General features: G+C 71.6%; 18 protein-coding genes and 1 tRNA gene. 10 read left to right on the top strand and 9 right to left on the bottom strand.

Translation table 11 applies throughout. The annotated features are described in order from the left end of the window. The first annotated feature begins 119 nt into the window (after positions 1-119). Together ACFOWE_RS19835 and ACFOWE_RS19830 are read left to right on the top strand one after the other, a co-directional pair. Complete coding sequence (locus ACFOWE_RS19835; protein WP_377289924.1) at positions 120-1,289, top strand: acyl-CoA dehydrogenase family protein; 1,170 nt, start codon at positions 120-122, stop codon at positions 1,287-1,289. 79 nt (positions 1,290-1,368) lie between these two features. Continuing rightward, entirely contained in the window at positions 1,369-2,451 is a 1,083-nt protein-coding gene (locus tag ACFOWE_RS19830) for an acyl-CoA dehydrogenase family protein (RefSeq protein ID WP_377289922.1), read from the top strand. A 138-nt stretch (positions 2,452-2,589) separates the two neighbouring features. On the opposite strand, the gene ACFOWE_RS19825 is transcribed toward ACFOWE_RS19830, so the two are convergent. Continuing rightward, on the bottom strand, positions 2,590-3,195 hold the full coding sequence (locus ACFOWE_RS19825; RefSeq protein ID WP_377289920.1) for a TetR/AcrR family transcriptional regulator: 606 nt from the start codon (positions 3,193-3,195) through the stop codon (positions 2,590-2,592). A 251-nt stretch (positions 3,196-3,446) separates the two neighbouring features. Here ACFOWE_RS19825 and ACFOWE_RS19820 point away from each other — a divergent pair, with 251 nt between their 5' ends. Further along, complete coding sequence (locus ACFOWE_RS19820) at positions 3,447-4,163, top strand: nuclease-related domain-containing protein (RefSeq protein WP_377289918.1); 717 nt, start codon at positions 3,447-3,449, stop codon at positions 4,161-4,163. Between the two features lie 143 nt (positions 4,164-4,306). Then, the gene (locus tag ACFOWE_RS19815) at positions 4,307-5,947 is read left to right on the top strand and encodes a methyl-accepting chemotaxis protein (RefSeq protein WP_377289916.1); all 1,641 of its coding nucleotides are present in this window, start codon (positions 4,307-4,309) and stop codon (positions 5,945-5,947) included. Between the two features lie 165 nt (positions 5,948-6,112). Here ACFOWE_RS19815 and ACFOWE_RS19810 read toward each other — a convergent pair whose 3' ends face one another. Continuing rightward, the gene (locus tag ACFOWE_RS19810) at positions 6,113-7,480 is read right to left on the bottom strand and encodes a vWA domain-containing protein (RefSeq protein ID WP_377289914.1); all 1,368 of its coding nucleotides are present in this window, start codon (positions 7,478-7,480) and stop codon (positions 6,113-6,115) included. 100 nt (positions 7,481-7,580) lie between these two features. Beyond that, positions 7,581-8,432: an AAA family ATPase gene (locus ACFOWE_RS19805; protein ID WP_377289912.1), complete on the bottom strand. Its 852-nt coding sequence runs from the start codon at positions 8,430-8,432 to the stop codon at positions 7,581-7,583. 99 nt (positions 8,433-8,531) lie between these two features. On the opposite strand from ACFOWE_RS19805, the gene ACFOWE_RS19800 reads away from it, so the two are divergent. Then, positions 8,532-8,605 (top strand) — tRNA-Lys (locus tag ACFOWE_RS19800). Positions 8,606-8,867: 262 nt separating this feature from the next. Beyond that, positions 8,868-9,878, top strand: a complete 1,011-nt coding sequence (locus tag ACFOWE_RS19795; RefSeq protein WP_377289910.1) for a ferritin family protein — start codon at positions 8,868-8,870, stop codon at positions 9,876-9,878. A 79-nt stretch (positions 9,879-9,957) separates the two neighbouring features. Here ACFOWE_RS19795 and ACFOWE_RS19790 read toward each other — a convergent pair whose 3' ends face one another. From ACFOWE_RS19790 to ACFOWE_RS19780, 3 genes are all read right to left on the bottom strand, one after another. After that, positions 9,958-10,185: a hypothetical protein gene (locus tag ACFOWE_RS19790; RefSeq protein ID WP_377289908.1), complete on the bottom strand. Its 228-nt coding sequence runs from the start codon at positions 10,183-10,185 to the stop codon at positions 9,958-9,960. 266 nt (positions 10,186-10,451) lie between these two features. Beyond that, positions 10,452-10,658 (bottom strand): DUF397 domain-containing protein, encoded by a 207-nt coding sequence (locus tag ACFOWE_RS19785; RefSeq protein WP_377289906.1) that lies wholly within the window; start codon positions 10,656-10,658, stop codon positions 10,452-10,454. Continuing rightward, positions 10,649-11,467 carry a helix-turn-helix domain-containing protein gene (locus ACFOWE_RS19780; protein ID WP_377289904.1) on the bottom strand — a complete coding sequence of 273 codons (819 nt, stop codon included), beginning with the start codon at positions 11,465-11,467 and terminating at the stop codon, positions 10,649-10,651. The genes ACFOWE_RS19785 and ACFOWE_RS19780 overlap by 10 nt, the downstream gene beginning before the upstream one ends. A gap of 298 nt (positions 11,468-11,765) precedes the next feature. Between ACFOWE_RS19780 and ACFOWE_RS19775 the strand changes: the two genes are divergently transcribed. Both ACFOWE_RS19775 and ACFOWE_RS19770 read left to right on the top strand, forming a co-directional pair. Beyond that, entirely contained in the window at positions 11,766-12,257 is a 492-nt protein-coding gene (locus ACFOWE_RS19775; protein ID WP_377289902.1) for an ATP-binding protein, read from the top strand. Between the two features lie 121 nt (positions 12,258-12,378). After that, positions 12,379-12,858 carry a hypothetical protein gene (locus ACFOWE_RS19770; protein ID WP_377289900.1) on the top strand — a complete coding sequence of 160 codons (480 nt, stop codon included), beginning with the start codon at positions 12,379-12,381 and terminating at the stop codon, positions 12,856-12,858. A 14-nt stretch (positions 12,859-12,872) separates the two neighbouring features. On the opposite strand, the gene ACFOWE_RS19765 is transcribed toward ACFOWE_RS19770, so the two are convergent. From ACFOWE_RS19765 to ACFOWE_RS19755, 3 genes are all read right to left on the bottom strand, one after another. Beyond that, positions 12,873-14,855, bottom strand: a complete 1,983-nt coding sequence (locus tag ACFOWE_RS19765; protein WP_377289898.1) for a hypothetical protein — start codon at positions 14,853-14,855, stop codon at positions 12,873-12,875. 136 nt (positions 14,856-14,991) lie between these two features. After that, a complete protein-coding gene (locus ACFOWE_RS19760; RefSeq protein ID WP_377289896.1) occupies positions 14,992-15,300 on the bottom strand; it encodes a hypothetical protein in 309 nt (102 codons plus the stop codon). A 137-nt stretch (positions 15,301-15,437) separates the two neighbouring features. After that, on the bottom strand, positions 15,438-16,403 hold the full coding sequence (locus tag ACFOWE_RS19755; protein WP_377289894.1) for a hypothetical protein: 966 nt from the start codon (positions 16,401-16,403) through the stop codon (positions 15,438-15,440). Positions 16,404-16,743: 340 nt separating this feature from the next. Between ACFOWE_RS19755 and ACFOWE_RS19750 the strand changes: the two genes are divergently transcribed. Both ACFOWE_RS19750 and ACFOWE_RS19745 read left to right on the top strand, forming a co-directional pair. Next, positions 16,744-17,070, top strand: coding sequence for a hypothetical protein (locus tag ACFOWE_RS19750; protein WP_377289892.1), 327 nt, complete (start codon positions 16,744-16,746; stop codon positions 17,068-17,070). 77 nt (positions 17,071-17,147) lie between these two features. Beyond that, the gene (locus ACFOWE_RS19745; protein ID WP_377289890.1) at positions 17,148-17,996 is read left to right on the top strand and encodes an aldo/keto reductase; all 849 of its coding nucleotides are present in this window, start codon (positions 17,148-17,150) and stop codon (positions 17,994-17,996) included. The last annotated feature ends 317 nt before the right edge of the window (positions 17,997-18,313 follow it).

The raw sequence follows: 18,313 nt of genomic DNA, 5'->3' as shown, positions 1-18,313 counted from the left end.
GTCCGCCGCGGCGGCGGCGCGCCGTGCCAGACCAGGCCGTTCGAGGAGACGGGGCCGCGCCCGGGGGGGAACGCCGTCAGGCGGGTCCGGCGGTTCCCGCGAGTGATGGGAGATCGTTGATGACAGAGGAAGAGGTCGAGGCACGCGCCAGGGAGTTCCTGGCGGCGCACGACCCGGGTGGTGACCGGCTGGAGTTCCTGCGCGCCCGGTTCGACGCCGGGCTCGCCTGGGTGCACTTCCCCGAGGGCCTGGGCGGCCTGGGCGTGCACCGGGAGCTGCAGCAGGTCGTGGAGCGGGTGCTGGCCGGCACCCCGCAGCTCGACGTCGGGCTCCAGGGGATCGGCCTCGGCATGGCCGCGCCGACGATCCTGGCGTTCGGCACCGAGGAGCAGAAGAGGCGCTTCCTGAAGCCGCTGTGGACGGGCGAGGAGATCTGGTGCCAGCTCTTCAGCGAGCCCGGCGCCGGCTCCGACCTGGCGACCCTCGCCACGCGGGCCGTGCGCGACGGCGACGAGTGGGTGGTGGACGGCCAGAAGGTGTGGACCTCCGGGGCGCACCACGCCCGGTGGGCGATCCTGGTGGCCAGGACGGACCCGGACGTGCCCAAGCACCGGGGCCTGACCTACTTCGTGTGCGACATGCACGCGCCGGGGGTCGAGGTCCGGCCGCTCCGCCAGATCACCGGTGAGGCCGAGTTCAACGAGGTCTTCCTGACGGGCGTGCGGCTCGGCGACGACCTCCGGCTCGGCGAGGTCGGCGACGGCTGGCGGGTCGCGCAGATGACCCTGATGAACGAGCGGGTCGCCATCGGCGGCGCTCCGGTACGGCGCGGCGGCGGCATGGTCGGCGTGGTGGCCGAGACCTGGCGGGAGCGGCCCGAGCTGCGCACCCACGACCTGCACCAGCGCCTGCTGCGGCTCTGGGTGGAGTCCGAGGTGACCCGGCTGGCCGGGGCCCGCCTGCGCGAGCAGCTGGCGGCGGGGCAGCCGGGGCCCGAGGGCTCGGGCATGAAGCTCTCCTTCGCCGCGCTCAACCAGGCCCTGTCCGGGTTCGACGTCGAGATGCGCGGCGAGGAGGGGCTGGAGTACGACGACTGGTCGTTCCGCCGCTCCGACAGCGTGGACTTCTTCGGCCGCGGCCCCGGCTACCGCTACCTGCGCGCGAAGGGGAACTCGATCGAGGGCGGCACCTCGGAGATCCTGCGCAACATCGTCGCCGAGCGCGTGCTCGGCCTGCCGTCGGAGCCCCGCGTCGACAAGGACGTGCCCTGGAAGGACCTGCCCCGGTGAGGCCGGGCGGATCCGGGGCCGTGGGCGGAGCCGAGCGCGGGGGACGGGTGCTCCGCGCGGTGAGTGAGGAGTGCGACCAGTGACACTGCTGTACACCGAGGTCGAGGAGGAGCTCCGGGCCTCCGTGCGGGATCTTCTCGCCGACCGGTGCGGGCCGGAGACCGTGCTGCGCCGCATCGAGACGGACGCGCCGTACGACCTGGAGCTGTGGAAGACGCTCTCCCGGGACATCGGGGTGGCGGGCCTGCTCGTGCCGGAGGAGCACGGCGGGGCCGGCGCCTCGGCGCGGGAGGCCGCGGTGGTGCTGGAGGAGCTGGGCCGGGCGGTCGCGCCGGTGCCGTTCCTCACCAGCGCGGTGCTGGCGACGCGGGCCCTGCTGGGGACCGGGGAGACCGGTCTGCTCCAGGAGCTGGCCGCGGGCGACGTCACGGCGGCGCTGGTGGTGCCGCTGGCGGCCTCGCCGTACCGGCCGCTGCCGGGGGCCGTCACGGCCGGCGCGGACGGCACGCTGCGCGGCCGGGTGCGCGGGGTCGCGGGGGCGGACGTCGCCGACGTGCTGCTGGTCCCGGTCGGCTCGGAGCTCCACCTGGTGGAGGCGGGCGAGACCCGGATCGAGGTGCTGCCCTCGCTCGACCTGACCCGGCCGGTCGCGACGGTGACCTTCGACGGCGCCCCCGCGCGGGCGGCGGGACCGTTCGACGCGCGGGCGGTGCTGGCGTTCGGCGCCGGGCTGCTCGCCTCCGAGCAGCTCGGGACGGCGCAGTGGTGCCTGGACGCGACGCTGGCCTACATCAGGGAGCGGCACCAGTTCGCCCGGCCGATCGGGTCGTTCCAGGCGATCAAGCACCGGATGGCGGACCTCTGGCTGGACGTGGTGCGGGCCCGGGCGGCGGCCAGGAACGCCGCCGACCGGCTCGCGGAGGAGCCGGCCTCGGACGAGGCCGTGCTGGCGGCGGCGGTGGCCGGGTCGTGGTGCTCGGAGGTGGCGTTGCACGTCGCCGAGGAGAGCGTGCAGTTGCACGGGGGCATCGGCATGACCTGGGAGCACCCGGTCCACCTCTACCTCAAGCGGGCCAAGGCGGGCCAGGTCGCGCTGGGTGCGCCCGGCGCCCACCGGGACGCCCTGGCCGCGCTGATGGATCTGCCCGGTCCCGTCGACTGAGCCGGGCGCGCCGGCCTTCCCGGGGCCTCCCCGTTCGGGGAGGTTCGCCCTGGGAGGGCCGGCGCGCCGTCCGGTGCCGTCCGGCGCCGGGATCGCCTCGGACCCCCGTGCGGCCTCCGCGCCGCCTCCGGGCCTTCCTCAGCTCTCCTCGCGGGACGGCTTGGCGGGCTGCAGCGAGGTGAGCAGCAGGTCGGCGAAGTAGGCGCCGAGCTGGGCGCCGGAGATCGGCCCCTGCGGGTGGTACCAGGTGTTGAGGTGGTGGACCGAGCCGAAGAAGAAGTCGACGACGATGTCGGCGGGGGTGTCGTCGCGGAAGACGCCCTCGCGCTGGCCCTCCAGGACCAGGTCCCGGAAGCGCTCGTGGTAGACCCGGCGCTCGGCGCGGACGCTCCGGCGGGTGTCGGGCGCCAGCAGGTGCATCGAGCGGAAGAAGATCTTGGAGTCGTCGAGGTTCTCGACGGAGGTCCGCACGACGTCGGCGGCGGCTCCGTAGAGGCGCTCGGCCACCGTCCCGGGGCCCTCGGCGAACTGGAGGAGCCGCTCCATCTGCATGCGGAGGACCCGGCCGTAGATCTCACGGAGAAGGTCGTCCTTTGAGTTGAAATAGTGGTACATGGCGCCCTTGGTGACGCCCGCGGCGGATACGATCTCCTGCACCGAGGTGCTCTCGAAGCCCCGCTCGGCGAAGAGGCGGGTGGCCTCGCTGAGCAGTCGCTGCCGTACCGGCTCCTGGTCCTGGGCCATGGTGCTCCCTCTACACGTGGTGAGAGAAGCATACCGACTGGTCGGTCAAATCGCCTGCCGGTGGCGTCATCGTGTTACTTGCGTCACCTTTACCCGGCTGGAGCTCCCACTCGGGTATGGGATTACCTGAGGATCTTCAGCGTGGCAGATCCCTGCCTTCTCCATCACTCGAACTGTGGGGGTTCGTTGTGCCCGGCGGATCTATCTACGTGCCGCCCGATGACCAGGTTCACGGGTTGTCACCTCAGGTGATGTACGAGCAGAACTGGCACAAGGAGGCCAACGAGCGCTGGAGGGCGCGGGGCCTCAAAGCCGCGGGAGGCGTGGCCGCGGGCGTCGCGCTGGCCTACCGCTTCGACCTGCCGGGACCCGTGCTGGTCGGGCTCGCGCTAGGCCTGCTGGTCGGCGCCGCGGACCTCGCCTGGTCCTGGTGGTCCTTCCGCTCCACCGCGGTCTGGCGGGGCAGGCGGCGCGGCGAGGCGGTCACCGGCAGGCTGCTCCGCCGCCGGCTGCGCCGGCGCGGCTACCAGGTCCTCGACGGCCGGGCCGTGCCGGGTCAGGCCTCGATCGACCACCTGGTCATCGGCCCCGGCGGGGTCTGGGTCGTGGACAACGAGGCGTGGGACCCCGAGACCGAGATCGCCACGTACGGCGGGCGGCTGTTCTTCGGCGAGAAGTACGGGTCGAAGGAGGCCAGGGCGCTCGTCGGGGCCACCGAGGCGCTGGCGGGGGTGCTCGGCCGCGAGACGGGCATCCCCGTGACGATCGAGCCGCTGCTGGCCGTGCACGGCGGGCAGCTCGTGCACGGCACCGAACGCAGGCGCTCGGTCACCGCCGAGGGGGTCACCCTGCTGCGTCCCCGGCACGTGGCGCCCTGGATCCTGGGCACCGCCCGCCAGGCGCTCGACGCCGGCCAGGTGGAGCTGCTGGCCCGGACGGCGGCGCGGGTGCTGCGGCGCATGGGCTGACCCTGCGGACCGGCCGGCCCTGGCCGAGGGGAGCCGGGCCGATCCGCTCAGGTCGCGGTCGCGGCTGCCGATGGGGCGGTGCGGCGTTCTCCACGCCGCACCCCCTCTCGCAGCTTCCGGTCCCGCCATGGAAGGGCCTCACCGTGACCGACTCCTCCGCAGACACCGCACGGCCCGTGGTGACCGTGCGCCGCAACCCGGTGCTGGGCTGGTTCGCCGACCGCCGCATCAGCGCCAAGATCATGATCACCGTTTTCCTCGTGGCGCTCATGGGCGCCGGCGTCAGCTTCGTGGCGCTGAGCCGCATGGGCGGGCTGAGCGACGACCTGCAGGCGATCCGGCAGGGCAACGTCCAGCGCCTGTCCCACCTGGGCGCGGCCCGCGGCCACATGACCGACCTGCTCCTGAGCTCCAGCGCCATGTACACCACCACGGACCCGGCGGCCAAGGCGCAGCTCGCGCAGCGGCTGACCGAGGACTTCGAAGGGATCGGCCGGGCGTTCGAGTCCTACAAGGCCGTCGCCTCCGACGAGCCCGAGGCGCGCAGGCACATCGCCGCCTTCGACGAGGCCTGGCAGGCCTACCTGGCCTACGTCTCCGGCACGCAGTCCACGGGAAGCGCCGAGGACCTCACCCCGGAGGCGCTCGCGCAGTTCGACAAGGTCATGAAGGCCTTCACCAGCGCGATGGACAACCTGACGAAGTTCGAGACGGGCAACGCCGAGGCGATCGCCGCCGAGGCCGTCGACGAGTACGAGAGCGCCCGGGTCCTGATCCTGGCACTGGTGGCGGCGGGCCTGCTGCTCGCCCTGGCCATGTCCCAGATGACGGCACGGCAGATCGTCCGCGCGCTGAGCGCCGTCTCCCGGGTGCTGGACGCCACGGCCGAGGGCGACCTCACCCAGCAGGCGGAGGTCACCTCGCGGGACGAGGCCGGCCAGATGGCGGTCTCGGTCAACCAGGCCAACGACGCCATCCGGCGGACCATCGAGGCGCTGGCGGACAACGCCGACACCCTGGCCACCAGCTCCGGCCAGCTGTCGGCGGTCAGCGACCGCATCGCCGCCTCCGCCGACGAGGCGTCGGCCCAGGCGAGCAACGTCGCCGCGGCCGCCGGGCAGGTCTCGAACAACGTGCAGACCGTCTCGGCCGGCAGCGAGGAGATGGGCGCCTCCATCCGGGAGATCGCGCACAACGCCGGCGAGGGCGCCAAGGTCGCCTCGCGGGCGGTGGCGGTCGCCGCCTCCACCAACGACACCGTCGCCAAGCTCGGCGTCTCGTCGGCGGAGATCGGCTCGGTCATCAAGACCATCACCTCGATCGCCGAGCAGACCAACCTGCTGGCCCTCAACGCCACCATCGAGGCGGCGCGGGCCGGGGACGCGGGCAAGGGCTTCGCGGTCGTGGCGGGCGAGGTCAAGGACCTCGCGCAGGAGACGGCCAAGGCGACCGAGGACATCTCCAAGCGGGTCGAGGCCATCCAGGCCGACACCGAGAGCGCGGTCGCGGCGATCGCCGAGATCTCCGAGATCATCAGCAGGATCAACGACTACCAGCTGACCATCGCCAGCGCGGTGGAGGAGCAGACCGCCACCACCAACGAGATGAACCGGAGCGTGGCCGAGGCGGCCCAGGGCAGCACGGACATCGCGGCCAACATCGCGGTGCTGGCCGACGCGGCCCGGGTGACCGCCGGAGGCGTGGGCGAGAGCCGGAAGGCCGCCGCCGAGCTGGCCGAGATGTCGAACCGGCTGCACCGGCTGGTGGAGGGCTTCCGCTACTGAGGAGGCCAGGCGTCCTTCCGAGGCCACGGAGGGCTTCCCGGCCGGTGCCAGGCGCTGGGAAGCCTCTCCTGGGCCGGGGCCGGGGGAGGGCTTCCTGGAGCCCGCCGGGGAGCGCCGGGAGGGACACGCGAGGGGGCGCCGGGCGACCGGCGCCCCCTCGGGGTCTCAGGCGAGCTCCTCGACGAAGGCCGCGAGCTGGGAGACGTTCCGGCACTCGTGCATCGGCACGACCGAGCCGTAGGCCGTCGCCGCCGAGTCGCCGGTGTCCCACTGGGCGACCGGCTCGGGGTTGAGCCAGTAGGCGTGCCGGACCCCGGCGACCAGGCCCTTGAGCGTCTCCAGCGCGGGCGGCTGGTAGTTGGACCGGGCGTCGCCCAGGATCAGCAGCGACGTCCTCGGGCCGACGGCGTCGCCGTACCGCTCGGCGAAGCGCTCGAACGCGCGGCCGTAGTCGGTGCGGCCGAAGCGCACCATGTCGGCCTCCCGCGCCAGCCGGGTCATCGCCTCGGTCACGTCGGCGCCGGGGACGAAGAAGCGGGTGATCTCGTCCACCGTGTCCACGAAGCCGAACGCGCGGACCTTGGTGAACTGCTCGCGCAGCGCGTAGGTCAGCAGCAGCGTGAAGTGGGCGAAGGACGCGACCGAGTCGCTGACGTCGCAGAGCACGACCAGTTCGGGCTTGTGCGGCCGGCGCGGCTTGAGGTGGGTGGTCAGCGGCACGCCCCCGGTGGAGAGCGAGGCCCGCACGGTGCGCCGGAAGTCCAGCCGGCCGCGGTGGCCGCGCCTGTGCTTGACGGTGAGCCGGGCGGCCAGGCGGCGGGCGAGCGGGTGCACCTCCCGGCGGAGCCGGGCGAGGTCGGCCCGGGTGACGCGCAGGAAGTCCACCTGCTCCAGCGGGGGCCGCACGGCCGAGCGCGCGATCCTCTCGATCCCGGACTCCTCGGCGATCCGGCGCCGGACGTCGGCGGAGACGGCCTCCTCGAACCGCTTGACGCCGCGGGTGATGCGTTCCCGGGCGACCTTCTCGGCCAGGCCGCCGCGCTCGGCCCCGGCCAGGACCTCCGCGAGCAGCCGGGCCATCAGGGTCTCCGGGGACAGCGCCCGCAGCACCGGGTAGGAGAACCAGTTCTGCCGGCCGGGGCTCGCCGGCTGGCGGCCGAAGCGCTCCACCATCTCGCGGGCGAAGGCGTTCAGCTCGCCCTGCGCCTGGCCGGTCTCCAGCAGCAGCTCGGCCAGCCGGTCCCGCAGCTCGGGGATCTCCGCCGTCGCCGGGTCCGTCCCGGCCGCGGGACGCTCGCCGTACAGGCCGGTGGTGGAGGGCGGGAACCACAGGTCGAAGAGCGTGTCGAAGCCGGGCCGGTGGGAGGGGCGCTTGACCAGCGTCGCGGCGTAGGCGGCGCGGAGCGACTCCCGCTCGGTCAGGTCGATCACCCGCAGCGCCCGCGCCGCGTCCAGCCCCTCGGCCAGCGAGACGGGCAGGCCCGCCTCGCGCAGCGCGTGCACGAAGCCGACGTGCCGGTCCAGCAGGCTCATGGCGACTCCTCCGGGCGCGGGAGCGCGGGAGCGTCCGGGGCGGGTCCGCGCGGGGCGTCCGGAGCCCCCGGCGCGGCCGGGACGACCGGGACGGCCGGGCTCACAGGCCCAGCTCCTTGCGGGCCCGCTCCTGGTCGGAGGCGTGCTTGAGCACCACGCCGAGGGTCGCGCCGGTCGTCTCCTCGTCCAGCGCGGTCCGGCCCAGCGCGAGCAGGGTGTTGGCCCAGTCGATCGTCTCGGCGATCGAGGGGGACTTCTTCAGCTCCAGGGCGCGCAGCGTGGCGACCGTCCGGGCGAGCTGCTCGGCCAGCTCCGCCTCGATCGCGGGCACCTGTGAGAGCACGATGTCGCGCTCGCGCTCCGGCGACGGGTACTCCAGGTGCAGGTAGAGGCAGCGCCGCTTGAGCGCCTCCGACAGCTCCCGCGTCGCGTTGGAGGTCAGCACCACGTACGGCCTGCGCACGGCGGTGACCGTGCCCAGCTCGGGGATCGTGACCTGGAAGTCGGAGAGGATCTCCAGCAGCAGGCCCTCCACCTCGACGTCGGCCTTGTCGGTCTCGTCGATGAGCAGGACCGTGGGCGTGTCGGCGCGGATCGCGGCCAGGAGGGGCCGCTCGAGGAGGAACTCCTCGCTGAAGATGTCGTCGTGGGCGGAGTCCCAGTCCTGGCCGCCCGCCGCCTGGATGCGCAGGAGCTGCTTCTTGTAGTTCCACTCGTACAGCGCGCGGGCCTCGTCCAGGCCCTCGTAGCACTGGAGCCGGATGAGCCGGGCCCCGGTGGCCGCGGCGACGGCCTTGGCGAGCTGGGTCTTGCCCACTCCGGCGGGCCCCTCGGCGAGCAGCGGCTTGCCGAGCGCGGCGGCGAGGAACACCGAGGTCGCGATGGCGTCATCGGCGAGGTAGTCGACGGCGGCGAGCCGCTCACGGACGTCGGCGGGCGAGGCGAACCACATGTGTGCTCCCGGGCAGTACAGAATGTTGTTCTAGCCTAGCGGCCGAACCCGGCGATTTCGAAGCACGGCCTCCGATGCGCTACTCTTCAAGTGCTTCACGCGCCGCTAGCTCAGTTGGTTAGAGCAGCTGACTCTTAATCAGCGGGTCCGGGGTTCGAGTCCCTGGCGGCGCACCTTCCGGGAAGGCCCGGGTCGTCACCGACGACCCGGGCCTTTCGTCTTCCCCCGCTATCGGTAGATCGCGGTGTCGGGCGGCGGGCGGGTGGATATAACGCCGTGTAGCCATTGAATCGCTTATGGCGCATGTGCGGCGATGGTCCGCCGAGCCGGTTCTGTCCTCTAGGTTCCGAGCCTGGGCTCCGAGCCGTCCGGTACGGCCGTCCCGCCGCTCCCCCTGACCTCGCATGCGCCCGGCGGTCTGTTCCAGGGGGATTCATGACGAGCCAGGGGTTCATCCGACGCGCGGCGGGCCGCGGGCGTCCCGGCGCCGGTCTCACCGCCACCGCCGCGGCCGTGCTGGCCGCCGGGGCGCTCTGCGGCGCGGCGGCGCCGGCCGGCGGCGCCGGAGGAACGGGCGGTCGGATCGACCCGTCGACCCGGGCGGACCTGCTGGAGGCCATGCGCGGCGAGGCGTACGCCTACGCCGCCTACCGCGCCTACGCCGTGCAGGCGGGCAGGGAAGGCCTGCCGCAGGTGCGGACGCTGTACGAGGACATCGCCGAGACCGAGCTCCGCGAGCACTTCGCCGAGCAGGCGGAGCTGGCCGGCCTGGTCGGGGACAACGCCGCCAACCTCCGCGACGCCATGTCGGGGGAGTCGTACGAGGCGGCCACGATGTACCGGAGGTTCGCCACGGAGGCCAAGACGGACGGCGACTTCGCCGCGGCCAACCGGTTCAGCGAGATCGCCAAGGACGAGTCGAGGCACCACGACGACTTCGCCGAGGCGCTGAGGGCGGTCACCGACCCGTCCTCCGGGGCCGTCGTGCCCGCCGGACAGGCCGCCGAGTCCAAGGGCGTCCCGGCCGGTCCGCCCAGGGCGGACAGGGAACGGACCCTGCGCAACCTGCGCACGGCCATGGAGGGCGAGGCGTTCGCCCACGCCAAGTACGACCTCTACGCGGAGCAGGCCAGGAAGACCGGGCAGCCCGCGCTCGCCAGGCTGTTCGACCGCACCGCCCGGGTCGAGCTGGCCGAGCACTTCGCCGAGGAGGGCAGGCTCGCCGGCCTGGTCCGCGACACCAGGACCAACCTGTGCACGACGATCAGGGGCGAGACCGAGGAGGGCACGCACCTGTACCTCGGCTTCGCCCGCCGGGCCGCGCAGGCGGGCGACCAGGCGGCGGCGAAGCGGTTCGAGAAGACGGCCTCCGACGAGCTGCGCCACGCCCGCCGGTTCAGGCGGGCGCTGGACGCCCTCGGCGGGACCTGCCCCGGGGCGGGCTGAGCAGGAAGCCGGTACGGCTCCGCCGGTGCGCAGGACACCGCGCCGGGACCCGCGGGGCCGGCGGCGGTGCCCTCCGGGCTCAGAGCCGGGTCATCTTGGCGTACGGCGCCGCGATCCGTACCTGCTGGGGGCCGAAGTCGACGACCACGGCGGTCTCCTCGACCCCGATCACCATGCCGAGGCCGTACTTGTCGTGGGTCACGCGGTCGTTGAGGACATACTGCTCGACGGGGGGAGGCGGAGCCTCCGTGCGGTTGAAGGGACTGCCGGGAAGGGTACGCCGGGACGCGGCGCGGGCTGGTTTCATCCCTTCCAGTATGCGCCTGTTAGGACCCTTCATGGGGTGTTTCGCCTAGTGAGGTGTGTCGCCTGGCTCTTCCTGCCGGGACGGCCCGGTCCGGCTCCGGCGTCGCGGAGAGGGCCGGATCTGCCGCAGTGCGCGATGCACAGGACATCCCGGACCCGGGTGCAGGCCGCGAGGAGCAGGCACTCCTCCCCCGGCGGACCTCGTCGGGCGAAGGACTTCCGGCGACCCGGAGCCAGGGCTCCATCGCTCCCACGGAGGCCTGGAGGTCAGGTGCGCACGTCGAACTCGCCGGTCTTGATGCCGCCGATGAAGGCACTCCACTCGGCGAGCGTGAAGACCAGTTTGGGGCCTTCCGGGTCCTTGCTGTCGCGTACGGCGACCACCTTCGCCAGGTTGGTGGCTACTTCAACACATTGGCCGCCATTTCCTGAGGAAAGTGGTGATTTCCGCCATATCGCGCTGCTCAAGTCCATTCGCGTCTCGCTTCCTCGATCATTTTGAGGGATACGCGCTCAGGATAGGCCCAGAGCCGGATCGCTTCGTATCGTTCTTGAATCGAAGTCACGATCTCGTAGTCGCTGGTGACATTCCCCCGGGCCGGTGAATCGGCGTGAACGGTGATCGGCTGCCCGTCCGGGAGTTCGGCGATCATGAAGGCGCCCGCCAGGCCGGGAAGACATTCCGGATCGACCACCTGGATGGAGACGGAGGGACGATCGGCGGTGGTCAGCAGGTTGTCGAGCTGCTCGCGCATCACTTCGGGACCGCCGACCTTGCGGCGCAGCACGCCCGCGTCGATGAGCATGAGGACGAGAGGGGGGTCGTCCCGGTCGAGGATGCGCTGGCGCCGCATCCGGGCCTCGGTCCGCTCCCGCACCTCGTCCGGGGTGGTCCGGGGTTCCATGCCGAAGACGTGCCGGGCGTAGGGCTCGGTCTGGAGAAGGCCCGGGATCAGGAGGGGGTCCCAGGAGCGCAGGACGCCGGCGGCGGGTTCGATCTCCTCCGCCCAGCTCCGGAACCAGGCCGGGCTGCTGGGCCGGGCGCTGATGCGCTGGTAGAGCCTGGTGAAGGAGACGCCGTCGGCCTCCCCGAAGAGACGGTCCAGCTTCTCGGCGTCCGACCGCGACGGGGTCCGGGTGGCCTTCTCCAGGCGGCTCACCTGGGTCTGCGTGCAGCCGAGCCGGGCGGCCACGGCGGCCTGCGAGAGCTGTGCCGCCTCCCGCAGACGCCGCAGCTCGGCGCCGAACCGCACGCGCGGGGATCCGGGATCGAGAGACGGCATGGCATCCATCGCATTTCCTCTCAGATCGGGAAAACGGGACCATCTTTCCCTTGGTGATGCCGAATCCATTCCGAGATAGACCGATGGCTGGCATTATCCGCTCTGCTCTGGACTGCCGAACCGCTCGTCGGCCGATCGGTTGGAAGGCAGTCTAAGCACAGGCCATCTCGTCCGGACGGCTGGGGAGAAAACCAATCCTTCACTTTTCACCCGGGGGAACGATCCGGCACCACGCGAATGCAGGAGTGTGCTTTCGCTCCCGGTCGCGAACATCGGAGAGCACGTGGGAAGGCGGAGCATGGCGGAGGGCGAGTGGTACGGGAGGCTCGGTGATCCGTTGCGGCCGGACCGGGGACTGCGAGGTCCCGGCGCGTGCGTCTCGCCGGACACGCCGTACGGAACCTGGCGGCGGGAGTTCCCCGGGGAGGAGGCGTCCGTGCCGGCGGCTCGGGAGTGGGCCCGGGAACTGCTCGACGGGCGGGTCGCGGCCCCCGTCCTCGACGACGTGGTGCTGCTGCTGAGCGAGGTGGTCACCAACGCCGTCACGCACTCGGATTCAGGGCGTACGGCGGACGGGCGGGTGGTGGTGTGGATGGTGCGCGCTCCGGAGGCCGTCCACGTGGAGGTGGCGGACGGCGGGTCGGCCGTCAGCGCACCGGCCGTGCGTGTGCCGGCGGCCGACGAGGACAGCGGCCGCGGCCTCTGGCTGGTGGACCTGCTCTCCGCCGCGTGGGGCTCCCACCGGGACGCGATCGGCGGATCGGTCTGGTTCCGGGTGGCGGAACGGTGAGGCCGGACCCGGGAACCGCACGCGCCGGGTGCTGACGACCGGATGCGGAAAGAGCGTGGCGACACGGATCCGATTGGGTGAAGATCGGTATGTCCCGGTTCCAGACCCTCGGAGGGATCACATGCGCATCGCTCGGTTCCTGGCCCTCGGCCTGGCGGCGGCTCTGGTGACCTCGGGATGCGCCTCCGAACCGGAGCCGTCTCTGGAGAAGGCGGCGGCGGAGCTGCAGAAGGACACGCAGCGTTTGGAGACCGACGATGTCTTCAAGAACCCCCTTAATAAGCTACGTATATTGCAGCGTCCGGATGAGGACATCCCTTGCGGTGAAGGGAAATTCAAGAGGGTGCTGCGGGCGACGGCCGATGACGAGCGCAAAACTTCTGACATAGATAGTCATCTTGACATGGCGCAGAGGATCATGCACACCACCCTTTCTCAAGTAATGAACTACAAGATGGAAGCCAACCTCGATCAGGTGGATGCCCTTGAGGGGAGATTCATGCGTGGCAGCAAGGATATCGGGATCGTCGTGGACGTGCATGTGGCGCCGGAGTCGCCGACGTGGCGACTGCGTGCGGAAACCGTTTGTCTGCCGCGTTGAGAAGGCTGTATTCGTCAGTCCTGGACGTTCTCTTGTTGCTTTAGTAGCTGCTCGGCAAGAGGGCTGATCTGCGCCCGTGAAGATTTTTCAAGCTTGTCATCCAGCTTTCCATTGGAATCCATCCAACTGTCGTAAGCGGCCAGCTTCTCCTGGAGTGCCTGTTCCCATTTCTTGCCGCCGATGGCCTCACGCTTGGCCTCGGCCACGAGTTCGTCATACGTCTTGAGGTCGCCGGTGGCTGGACTGACAAGATCCCTGGGAGGCTCGCTCGCCGGGTAACCACCGCTGTGAAGGAGATATGCCGTGTCGTACTTCAGGCGCGTGGCGAGTTCGGCCCGTTCCTTGGTGGCCGCCTCGACCTGGGTCTCGAAACTGGTGGCCCAACTGTCCGATACGGAGCTGAAGACATATGACTGAAGGGCGCTCCATCCGAGCTGGGCGACCTCGCCTGCGAAGGGGACTTCGCCGAGGAGAAGACCTGCGGTGTTCTTGGTGAAGTTGCGGGCCGCGTCGGCGATCGCGTCCTCCTCGCCGAGCACGTCGATCGCCGACTTGAACGCGATGCTGCCGAAGTCCCCGAACATCATCGAGACCTTTTCGAAACGCTCAGTGTCATTCTGTGTGTCCAGTCCAGCGGCGGCGATCAGGGTGTCGTGGCGGAATAGCGCCACTGTCGAGTCGAATGCGGAGGCGGCTCTGTCATCGCCGATGAAGGTCTTCAGGAACCGGGAGGTGTCATCAGGGCTGAGGAAGAAGGCGGGGGTCACCCCGGGGAGGGGATCCCAGTGCTTGGGAGGCTCCATGCTGGAGGCGCGCTTCTCGGCCCTGTCGAAACGTCCGCCCGAGACCAGTTCGTGGACGTAGGAATTGGCGATCACGCCCATGGAGTCCTTGGCCGGGGCCGGCAGGGCCGCGCCGAAGGAGCCCGCGGTCTTCATCAGGTCCAGGGTGAAGGCGGCGGCCTCCCGGCTGTGCCTGCCGGGCTGCTCGGTGGTTGCCTCCGTACCTGACTCCATCGCCCGGCCGAACGCGTCGGCCACCTCGTCCCCGGTGCCCGCTGTCTTCGCGTAGTCGAGGAAGAGCTTCATCTTCTCGGGCCGGGTCAGCGTGACGTCCGTACCGCCCATCGAGGCGAACGCGTCCCGCACGGCCTTCCCGTCCCCGGCGAGCACCTCCAGTCCGAGGGCGACCAGGTCGGAGGGGAGGCCGTACGCCTTCGTCTCGGTGGGACCCGCGGCGCGCCAGTCCTGGCGGGGCTTCTTCGCGAACCCGTCCAGGACGAGGGCCCGGGCCGCCGCGCTCCGCACACCGGCCGGGGCGTTCGCGCCCGCGAGCAGGGCGAGGCGGTTCCACGCGGCGACCTTGCTCCCGGCCGGTCGCGTCAGGTCGTTCCGGACCTTGGCGAAGGCCGGGACGAGGGTGGGGGCGCGCAGCGCCGCGCCGAGGGCCTTGCTGAAGGCGGCCAGGTCCTGCTCGGCGGTCTTGCTTCCGGTGCTCGCGATGAGGTTCGGCAGGCTGTCGCGGACCTTGGCCGGGAGCAGGGCGAAGAACGCGGCGGCGGCCTGCGGGTTGTCGGCGAGGGCCTCGATCTCGCCGATGTGGTCGTGGATGAGCCCGGCCTGGAGGTCGCCCCCGTGGTTGACGAGGATGTCGCTGCCGTACATCCGGGCCAGCGCCTGGGCGGTCTCGAAGGCCTCCAGATCATCGGGGAGCCGTACGAGCCCCTGCCCGCCGTCCGGCTTCAGCGCCGGGTCACCTCCTGCGTCCAGGGCCTGGATCAGCTCGGCCCGGCTGTGCAGCATGGAGACCTGTCTGCGGCCCCAGTCGGCGACGTCGGCGATCTCCCGCAGTTCCGGGGCGTGCACGCCGTACTGCTGGAGTTTCTTCCCCAGGTCCTCGCCGATTTCCGTCAGCCGGTCCGCCGCGCCGCGCAGCGAGGTGGCGAGGTCCCGCATCCGGTCGGGATCGATGCCGCAGAACTCACCGGACTCCGTCACCGCCGCGCCCTTCCCTCGACCCGCGCCCTCAGCCCGCCGTCCACGGTCCCGCCGGCCCCGATCTGCACGGTCCAGGTCCACACGGCCGTGGTCTCCCGCCCCCGCCGCCCACGGCCGGACCTTACGATCCAGCCGCTCACAGGCGTCCCGCCATCGTCCGGCGAATCGCCTCGGCCTCCGCCTCGGTCACCATCGCGGGCCGGCGGCGCAGCTCCTCCTCGACCGCGTCCGCCACCCGCCGGGCCAGCCGCGCCAGCAGGTGGTGCCGTTCCTGGAGCTCGCCGGCCCACTTCTCGGCGGTCGGCCCCGTCCAGACCGCTCCCGGCCCCATCACCTCGAGCGGCCGCTGGTAGGCCTGCCGGATCTCCCCACCCCGCTCCTCGACCTCCGCGAGGATCTCCCGCAACCGGGCGTGCAGCGGATTGGGCACCATCCGGTCGGCCACGCCGCCCCCATCCTCTCCTGACCCCCGCGAAGCAAGAAAAGACCGACCCTCACCCTAGATATCGATCACCCCACGGGCAAGGAGCCGCCCTCGGCTCGCGGGTGATGCCGGGGCGGCAACCGGCCAGGGTGCCGGGCTCAGCCCGTGATCTGGAGCAGGCCGAGCCGCCGGTTGCGGGGCTTCTCGGCCAGGGTCTGCAGTCGCTCCCCGGCCGGGCCGAGGACGACCAGCGTGTTGGCCGACCGGCCCGCGACCCGGACCACCAGGCGGCCGTCCTTCAGGTACCGGGCGTCGAGCAGCCTGCCCGCCACCGGGATGGCGATCTTCTTCCCGGTTCGCGTGTCGTACACCGACGGGGTGAAGGCCGCGGGCCAGGAGCCGTCTCCGGCGTCGTCCCTCGGGCTGAGCGTGTTCACCACGACGCGGCGGCCGTCGGGGGACAGGCTTGCCACGTGGTTGACCAGCTTGACGCCGGGGACCCGCCTGGAGGTGCGGGAGGCGGTGTCCAGGAGGTGCACGCCCTCGGTGGTCCCGGCGTATCCGGCGAGGGTCCGTCCGTCGGCCGACCAGGTCAGGTGGCAGGGGCCGGACGTCGTGCCGAGCCTGCGCAGCCCGCCGCCTCCGGCGCCGGCCGCGGCGACGGTGGTGCGCGTGCCGTCGCCGGCCAGGGCGAATGCCACACGCTTGGAATCGGGTGACCAGGCGGGGGTCATGCAGGGACCTACGTAGGCCGCTCCCGTGGCGATGACCTTGTCGGAGCGCCCGGTACCGGTGAGGGCGGAGACGTGCACGCGGCCCCTGGCGTCGATCCAGGCGACCTTCCCGCCGTCGGGGGAGACGGCGAACTGCCCGGAGCGCGAACGGTCGGTCCAGAGCGTCCGCCCGCTCTCCGCCGTGAGCCGTACGCCGCTGCCGTAGCCGAGGTAGATTCCCTTGCCGCGCAGCGGCGCCGGTGCGGTCCGCGAGGGCGCCGCCTGGGCCGGTGCCGCCTGTACGGGGGCCGCCTGTGCGGGGGCGGCCTGTGCGGGCACGGCGAGCGCGGCGGACAGGCTGACGGCGGATACGGCGAGTGCGGCGCCCGAGGCGAGGGCCCAGTGCTTCACGATGTTCTCCCAGAGGTTCGGTACCTGTAGGAACCGCGGGCCTTCACGAAGGTTCGCCTGCTCCCGGTTACTTGTCCGGTTCGATATCTGGTAAGACCGCCATCCGGAATCGGGTGCGCAGAGATGCGCGCCCTGTTACTCATCGTTTGCTGGTTTATGTCTACATATGAGGCTTTTCTAGTGGATGGCGGAACCTGCGAGCGTAGGCTGGCTGAGAAGCGGCCCTCAGCCTGGGGCGTCGACCGTGTCCGGTCGCGGAAGGCTGATCGCGCGGCGTCCTCCGGGTGATCTGTGGTGGTCACCGATCACGGGCCGCGGAGGGGGAACAACCATCATGATCATGGCGATTCGGCGTGCCGCGGTGGTCGTGGGCACGGCTGCGGCCCTCGGGCTCGTCGGCCACGGCGCCGCACTGGCCGACAACGACCACCCGTACCCCTACGGAGGCGCGGGATACGGCTATGGCAAGTACTACCCGTCCTACGGCTACGGCGGCTACGGCTACGGCAAGCCCTACTACGGCTACGGGTACGGCAAGCCCTACTACGGCTACGGCTACGGGTACGGCAAGCCTTACTACGGCTACGGGTACGGCAAGAACTACGGGTACGGCAAGCACAAGAACTACGGGTACGGCAAGCACAAGCACTACGGCTACTACCGCTGAGCCGTGTGACGGTCTGACGCGCGGAGCGGGGAGCGGTCCTTGACCCGGAGTGGGCTCCGGCTCGCAGGATGGACGCCATGAAGACACGCATGATCGGAGACGTCCAGGTCGGCGCCATCGGACTCGGCGCCATGCCGATGTCGGTGGCGGGGCACATGCCCTCGGAGGAGCAGTCGATCAGGACCGTCCACGCCGCGCTCGACGCGGGCGTGACCCTGATCGACACCGCCGACGCCTACACCCCGTCCGCGGACGACGTCGGGCACAACGAGCGGCTGGTGACCAGGGCCCTGGCCCTGTGGTCCGGTGACCGCGACCGGGTCCTGGTCGCCACCAAGGGCGGGCACACCCGCACTCCGGACGGCGGCTGGGGACTGAACGGGCACCCCGACTACATCCGCCGGGCGTGCGAGCAGTCGCTCAAGGCGCTCGGCGTCGAGGTGATCGGTCTCTACCAGCACCACCGGCCCGACCCCGCCGTGCCGTACGAGGAGTCCATCGGCGCGCTGCGCGACCTGCTCGACGAGGGGAAGATCCGGATGGCCGGGATCTCCAACGCGGACCCGGGCCAGATCAGGACGGCCCACGAGATCCTCGGCGGCCGCCTGGCGAGCGTGCAGAACGAGTACTCGCCGCGGTTCCGGAGCAGCGAACCGGAGATCGACGTCTGCGCCGAGCTGGGCGTGGCGTTCCTGCCCTGGTCGCCGCTGGGCGGGATGTCGTCGGCGAGGGAGCTCGGCGGGCCGTTCGCCGAGGTGGCGGCGGCCCGCGGCGTCTCTCCGCAGCAGGTCTGCCTCGCCTGGGAGCTCGCCAGGAGTCCCGTGGTGATCCCGATCCCCGGCGCCAGCCGCCCGGAGAGCATCCTCGACTCGGTGGCCGCCGCGGAGCTCGTGCTGACCGAGGAGGAACTGGCCCGCCTGGGGTGAGACCGGCCGAGGTGAGGTTCGGCCGGGATGGGCCCCGGCCGGGTACACGCGCGTCCGGGGGGCCGGTCGCCGCGTCCTACGCCGACCGGGGTGTTCCTCGCCGACGGCCGGCCACGGCAACCATGGGATCGCCGGTCGGCTGTACATCACCGTCAGCACGGTCGAGCAGCACCTGACCCGGGCCTACCGGAAGCCGGACATCACCCGCCGCGCCGACCTGCCGCCGCTGCTGACGCCGGGCACGCGTGTCCCCGCCGGGGCCTGACGGCCGGGCGGGGACACGGGCGGGGACAGGGGGACGGGCACGGGGACGGCTA

Origin of the sequence: Planomonospora corallina (assembly GCF_042650625.1) — a bacterium.
Taxonomy (GTDB): domain Bacteria; phylum Actinomycetota; class Actinomycetes; order Streptosporangiales; family Streptosporangiaceae; genus Planomonospora_B; species Planomonospora_B corallina.
Note: the sequence above shows the minus strand (reverse complement) of the source record. Positions and strands in the feature narration are given on the sequence as shown.